The organism is Alterinioella nitratireducens (genome assembly GCF_013155465.1).
Taxonomy (GTDB): domain Bacteria; phylum Pseudomonadota; class Alphaproteobacteria; order Rhodobacterales; family Rhodobacteraceae; genus Alterinioella; species Alterinioella nitratireducens.
On record NZ_JABJVX010000039.1, the window covers coordinates 1 to 5,407 of the forward strand.

The following is a 5,407-nucleotide window of genomic DNA, read 5'->3' on the forward strand; positions in this document are numbered from 1 at the left end:
CGCTTCGCTATGCGAAGGCTCCGCTCAGCCCGCGCTACCGGCGGGAGTTACACCAACTGTTGGGACACTGCTCGCCGATGCGGTTGCGATCTCGACCCCGGAATACAACCAGTCGCTGTCCGGCGTTCTCAAGAACGCGCTCGATTGGGTGAGCCGGGTCAAAGGGAACCCTTGGGCAGACAAGCCCGTCGCGATCATGTCGGCGGCTGCGGGTCGCGCCGGTGGCGCAAGGGCGCAATATGCGCTGCGCCTCGCGCTCAACCCGTTCCAGCCGAGGCTCCTGACCGGACCGGAGGTCATGGTCGCGGGGCCGGACGGCGAGTTCGACGCCGAGGGCCGGTTGACCGGCGCGCTTTACCGCGATGCCCTGTCCGCCCTCATGGCGAAACTCAGGGCAGAGACCGGCTGTGCCGCACGGATGGCCGCCTGACCCTCTCCGCCCGCGACCTCCACTCAAACCAAAGGAGACACAAAATGACCCGTCACGGCTTTACATTCCCCGAACGTGCAGGATCGGTACCTTCCATCGACGGTCCGAACCCGCACACCCAGACTTCGCAGACAGCTGTGAGCTTTGCCGAAGGCCCTAGCGTACGGCAGGTTATAGAGTCTATCCTCTCAGCCGCCTCGCCCGTTCTGCCATCCGAACCACCTGCGCACTGGCTGTTGCCGCAACACTCTGCACAGCAGCAGGTGCCTGCGGCGTCGATGTCGCCGGAGGTCACCACGTTGCGCAGCGCAGCGTTTCGCGCCTGGCGCAAGCCCTCGAGACTCCGTTCCCTGCCATACAGAAACCCGAGTTTGATCTTTTCCAGCGGCAGGGAGGAGAAGAACCGTAGCGATACGGAGAACCCACCCTCGACAGCCGGAGGCTGGATCACCTGTGCCCGGATCGGACGGTTGCGATAGAGGATCGAGACCGATATGATCGGCTTCTTGGTGCTGAGCGTGGTCGAGGCGGCGGAGGCGATCTGATTGCCAAGGTCCTTAATCTCGGTCTGGGTAAGCGGGGTGCCCAGGGCACGCATGAAGTGATCGCCTTGGAACTCGCCCCAGACTCGCCCGTCGGGGTTGATGCAGATCTCGATCGTGTCGTCGCGCAGGGCGCTGGAGCCGAGACGGTCGAGTGAGGCCTCCAGATAACTTGCCGCCATGTCAGAAGATCTCCAGGTCCCGGTCAACCATGACCGTGATCCGTGTGCCCTGATCAACATGGATTACTGGCCGGATCGTCAGATAGTCCTGCATCACGCTTTGCGTGCTGTCGCGCAGGTCCGTACCGACATCGCTGGCAATATCGGTGGCGGCTTCATCCTCGATCTGTCCGGCTGCTGCTGCGGGCAATACCCCGATCAGCGAAATAAGCGCGGCCGAGCCGAAGCGCTGCGCGAAACGGGTGTCGACAAACCCGGTGGTACCCGTGCGGCCAAGTTCGTCACCCCCGAAGGCGCTGATCTGCACGGTCTGATTGTCGGGCAGAATAATCCGATCCCACGCAACCATGATCCGGGATTGTGCCAAGGCCACGTCGGAGCGGTAGCGCCCGATCAGGCGCGAGCCGCGCGGAATCAGGATGCGCGTGCCGTCGAAGGAATGGACATCTTCGGAGATGATGGCGCGGATCGCGCCGGGTAGTGTGCTGTCGAGGGCCGTCTCTGTCACCGCCTGGATCATGGTGCCCTGAACAACCGTGTTCGATGGATTCACGATCACCTCGGCACGTGTCGCGGGTGCAGGTTGTGCGCCCGAACGAACAAAGGCTTCATCTGCATTCAGACGCACCGCTTCCAGCGTATTCTCCCTGTCCGCACCTGCTCCCATCCCGGAGAACGCGATCATGGGAGAAGCGATACGCTCGGCGCGGGCCTCAGCCTCAGTAGCACGCCGCCGCTCAAGTTCGGCCAGCCGCAATTCCTCTTCACTTGGCCCCAATGAGGCCGGCTCTGGTGGAGCCAGCCGTGCAAGTTCCAGATCCATGCGGAGCTGGTCCAGTTCGCGCTCCCGTTCGGTCAATTGCCGCTCGAGGGCGCGTTGCGCTTGAGTGGATGTTTCCTGAAGGGTCGCAATTTGCGCCGTGAGATCGGCAATGGCTTGTTCCGCCTCGCTGTCCGCAGCCTCGGCAGGCTGCGCGCGCAGGTCCTCGAGTTCCGCTCTCAATGTCGCAAGGCTTTCCATCAGCGCGAGTTCCGACTCGCTCGGGCCGGTATCCTCCGGAGATGGCGCTACCGATTGCGCGACAGGCATGGGCGCAAAATCCCCGAACCCCGGCCCGGCGCTTTGGAACTCTTCGGGAGCGGCGGTCACCATGGGTGCCTCTGGTGACGGCTGCAGAGCAGCCCATGCCAGGCCACCTGCGGCCGCAATTCCGACGACCCCAAGGATTGCAGCCAGCGACGCGGGCCGCTTATTCGCCTTCGCTTTGCTTGTCGAACCTTCGAGCGTCGCCTGTCGCGCAGCAAGGTCTTCCGTACCTTCGGTCATGATGCGGCCGGTCCTGCGTCTTGAACGCAAACAACATCTTCGCCAAGGCGAAGAACCCATTGTCGGTTGACGCCAGACACACGGATCACGCCGTCGCTCAAGGCCTGGCTGTTCACCGCCCTCTCCCTGCCGTTCGAATATCTGAAGATTGCCGGCACCGGCGCATTCGTGTCGAAGCGGAAGTAGGTGACAGCCCCGTCATTTGCGGCCTGCATAAGGCGCAGTTGCCGCTTGATCCGGCCCGCCATGATGTTGGCGTTGATCGGGACGAAGGAGTGGGTGACCACCATATCGACGGGCAGATTCAGTTCGTCCAGCATCAGGCTGTCGGTCTTGGCGGGGTAGTTCTTCACCGCAAAGATCGCGCCCACTTTGTCGCCGACGGCGCCATCTGAAAGCGCGATGGTCGTGCCGCGGAAGGTCACGCGGGTATTGGCCACATCCTCGGCGATGACGCCCAAGCGCGAATGGGGGAAGAGCGGGAGTTCCTCGCCGGTGTTGAGCGAGCCTAGGAATCCCAGAAGCTCGCCGGTGTTCGCAGCAAGGAGACGGGGCTTCATCTCATCAAAGGAAGACAGCAGAAATCCCACCACCTCGTCGAGTTTGCGCAAGCGCCGGGTCGTGTCGGCAGCATACCGGGCGCGGGAGGCCCCAAGTCTGAACGGCAGGCGGCTGCCGGTCTCCGGTCGCTTCAGCACCGTCAGGGTCAATGTTTTGTCGCGCAAGCCCGCGCGGCCGAGATGCGCGTGCCATCGTTTGTCGACGGTTGCAGCAAACCCCTCACCCGGGATGGGCGGCAGGGTCATATCGACAGCTTTCGAGACCTTGTGCAGGTAGAAAGAGAACTCGGTCCCGACCTGCGCCACGATGCCAGCCAGCAACCCTCCGATCCGGTCGAGATGCCCGTCCTCGCTCGTGGTGCTGTTCACCCCCTCGAGCCGGATGCATTGCATCAGCTCGTTGCCGCGCGTCCGGATCGTCCGGTCGGTCACGAGGCTCACGTAAGGCAGCATCATTGAAAGCCGCTTCTCGCCCTTGACCCATGAGGGTAGCGCAGTCAGCGGATCGAGCGCCTCCGCCACGTCATTGGCAAGTCCATCACGGGGCATAGCTGTCGCCTCCGTGCAGCTTGCGGTTCGTCGTGGGCGGGGTTTCCTGCAGGGTGATCACCAAGACATCGAGGAAGTTCGGATCCCAGTCTGCGGCTTTCCAAAGCGCCGGCCAGGCCAGCCCCGCGAACACAGCCACCACCCAGCTCTGCACCCAGAGGAACAGGAGCGTAGAGCCGAAGAGCCAGACCATGGCGTACATGATCGGCAAGCCCATCAGCTTGGGTGGCCTGAGAAGGCCGATGAACACGCGGGACTGGTCAGCCATGGACGGAGCTCAGGTGGTCCAGATGGCGGCGACGATGGTGGGTGCTGCGGCGATGCCCGCGATTGCAACCACGACCCAGAGCGCCTGACGGAAGTCGAGGATGCCAAAGAGCCAGGAAAGGAACACCCCGATCAGCGCAAGCGTTCCGATCACGATTCCCAAGGGGCCGGTGATCGCATCGACAATGCCTTGAAGCAGGGTCTGTACCGGCGAGAGGTCGATGCTCTGCGCAAGCGCTGGACCCGCCAGCACGATAAGGGCCATCGCGCCGAACGCGGTGATCGCCCGCGTGCGGAGCACGCTTTGACGTTTCCTCGATGTCATGAAAGATCTCCTCTGAGCCGCTCAAACACGGCGGTCACACGGGCCACATGCCCTTGGGTTTCGCGAAAAGGGGGGATGCCGCCGTGGCGTGTGACCGCCTCCGGACCAGCGTTGTAGGCCGCAAGGGCCAGAGAGCCCTCGCCGAACTGGTCGAGCATCATCAGCAGGTAGCGAGCTGATCCGTCGAGGTTCTGCGCAATGTCATGTGGGTCCACGCCGAGATCGCGGGCGGTATCCGGCATAAGCTGTCCGAGGCCTATAGCCCCGACAGGGCTACGCGCTGCGGGATTGTATGCGCTCTCGACTTCGATGTTGGCCCGGTAAAGGAGCGCCCAATCAGTGACGGAAAGCCCCGCGCGACGCAGCGCACCATGCCCGGCATACCGTAGAGCCGTGGTCTCGATCGCATGGAGGATTTCTGGGGTGGCGCGGGCGGCGGATTGAGCCGGGATCGCTGTCTCGACAGTGGCGTCAGGAACGCGAGGTTCTGCGAAGAGAAAAAGGCGCCCGTTTGCCTCTTGAGAAGAGGAAATCAATTGGCCGTCTAGGCCAACCGAAAAGATGAAACCGTCGGCCAGGGCCGGGGGCGCGGAACAAACGCCTGTACCCAAAGCAACGACGAGGGCAGTCGCGCGGTCAGCGGCCTTTGACCGGCGGCGCGGCGTGGCGCTCGCGGCCACCTTCTTCAAGTGGAATGCTAGCGGTCGTACAGCCCATGTCGGCCAGGAAACTGACAAGGCCAACGATGGTTTTGAAGTCGCGGAGCTTGAGGACGCTTCGGCTGGTGACGAGCATCTTATCGTCACGCCCATCAGTGGCGACGGCGCGGATGACCCACGAGCCGTACCAGCTGTTATGGCGCTTCTCCGCTCTCTCCTTGCAGACCACCTCAATGAGGTAGCCCTCGGCGAGCAAGCCGCGCAGTCCGTCTTCTGTAACCACATTCGGGGCTTCTTCTATCATGGCCTTCCCTTGGGTCCTTGTTCTGCCTGGGTGCAGTATCAGGCCCACGGGGTCGCAACACCGTGAGCGATACAAAACAACATTAATGATAGCAAGACAATAATAACGTGTTGACGAAGTTCGCCTTGCTCCGATAACGGTGATAGCCGACAGAATGATAATCTTAAAGGCGGCAAAGGAGTTTTGAGCAGTGTCCCAACAGTTGGTGTAACTCCCGCCGGTAGCGCGGGCTGAGCGGAGCCTTCGCATAGCGAAGCGAGGC

The 5,407-nt window shown here is 62.6% G+C and carries 7 protein-coding genes and 1 pseudogene; 1 reads left to right on the plus strand and 7 read right to left on the minus strand.

From position 1 onward, the window contains the following. Positions 1 to 430: NADPH-dependent FMN reductase (locus HNS34_RS20350; RefSeq protein WP_172321906.1), on the plus strand; the 430-nt coding region annotated here is incomplete at its 5' end. A gap of 172 nt (positions 431 to 602) precedes the next feature. On the opposite strand, the pseudogene HNS34_RS20355 reads toward HNS34_RS20350, so the two are convergent. From HNS34_RS20355 to HNS34_RS20385, 7 genes and pseudogenes are all read right to left on the minus strand, one after another. After that, positions 603 to 1,154, minus strand: a pseudogene (locus tag HNS34_RS20355) (type II secretion system protein E); the annotation flags it as partial. A 1-nt stretch (position 1,155) separates the two neighbouring features. Then, positions 1,156 to 2,481 carry a TrbI/VirB10 family protein gene (locus tag HNS34_RS20360; RefSeq protein ID WP_172321907.1) on the minus strand — a complete coding sequence of 442 codons (1,326 nt, stop codon included), beginning with the start codon at positions 2,479 to 2,481 and terminating at the stop codon, positions 1,156 to 1,158. Next, complete coding sequence (locus tag HNS34_RS21070) at positions 2,478 to 3,590, minus strand: TrbG/VirB9 family P-type conjugative transfer protein (RefSeq protein ID WP_328700582.1); 1,113 nt, start codon at positions 3,588 to 3,590, stop codon at positions 2,478 to 2,480. The genes HNS34_RS20360 and HNS34_RS21070 overlap by 4 nt, the downstream gene beginning before the upstream one ends. Continuing rightward, positions 3,580 to 3,858: a VirB3 family type IV secretion system protein gene (locus tag HNS34_RS20370; RefSeq protein ID WP_009574151.1), complete on the minus strand. Its 279-nt coding sequence runs from the start codon at positions 3,856 to 3,858 to the stop codon at positions 3,580 to 3,582. Before HNS34_RS20370 ends, HNS34_RS21070 begins: the two co-directional genes overlap by 11 nt. Positions 3,859 to 3,867: 9 nt before the next feature. Further along, complete coding sequence (locus HNS34_RS20375; RefSeq protein ID WP_009574150.1) at positions 3,868 to 4,182, minus strand: TrbC/VirB2 family protein; 315 nt, start codon at positions 4,180 to 4,182, stop codon at positions 3,868 to 3,870. Continuing rightward, positions 4,179 to 4,862: a lytic transglycosylase domain-containing protein gene (locus HNS34_RS20380; RefSeq protein ID WP_172321910.1), complete on the minus strand. Its 684-nt coding sequence runs from the start codon at positions 4,860 to 4,862 to the stop codon at positions 4,179 to 4,181. The genes HNS34_RS20375 and HNS34_RS20380 overlap by 4 nt, the downstream gene beginning before the upstream one ends. After that, on the minus strand, positions 4,819 to 5,145 hold the full coding sequence (locus HNS34_RS20385) for a hypothetical protein (protein WP_172321908.1): 327 nt from the start codon (positions 5,143 to 5,145) through the stop codon (positions 4,819 to 4,821). The genes HNS34_RS20380 and HNS34_RS20385 overlap by 44 nt, the downstream gene beginning before the upstream one ends. Positions 5,146 to 5,407: the final 262 nt, after the last annotated feature.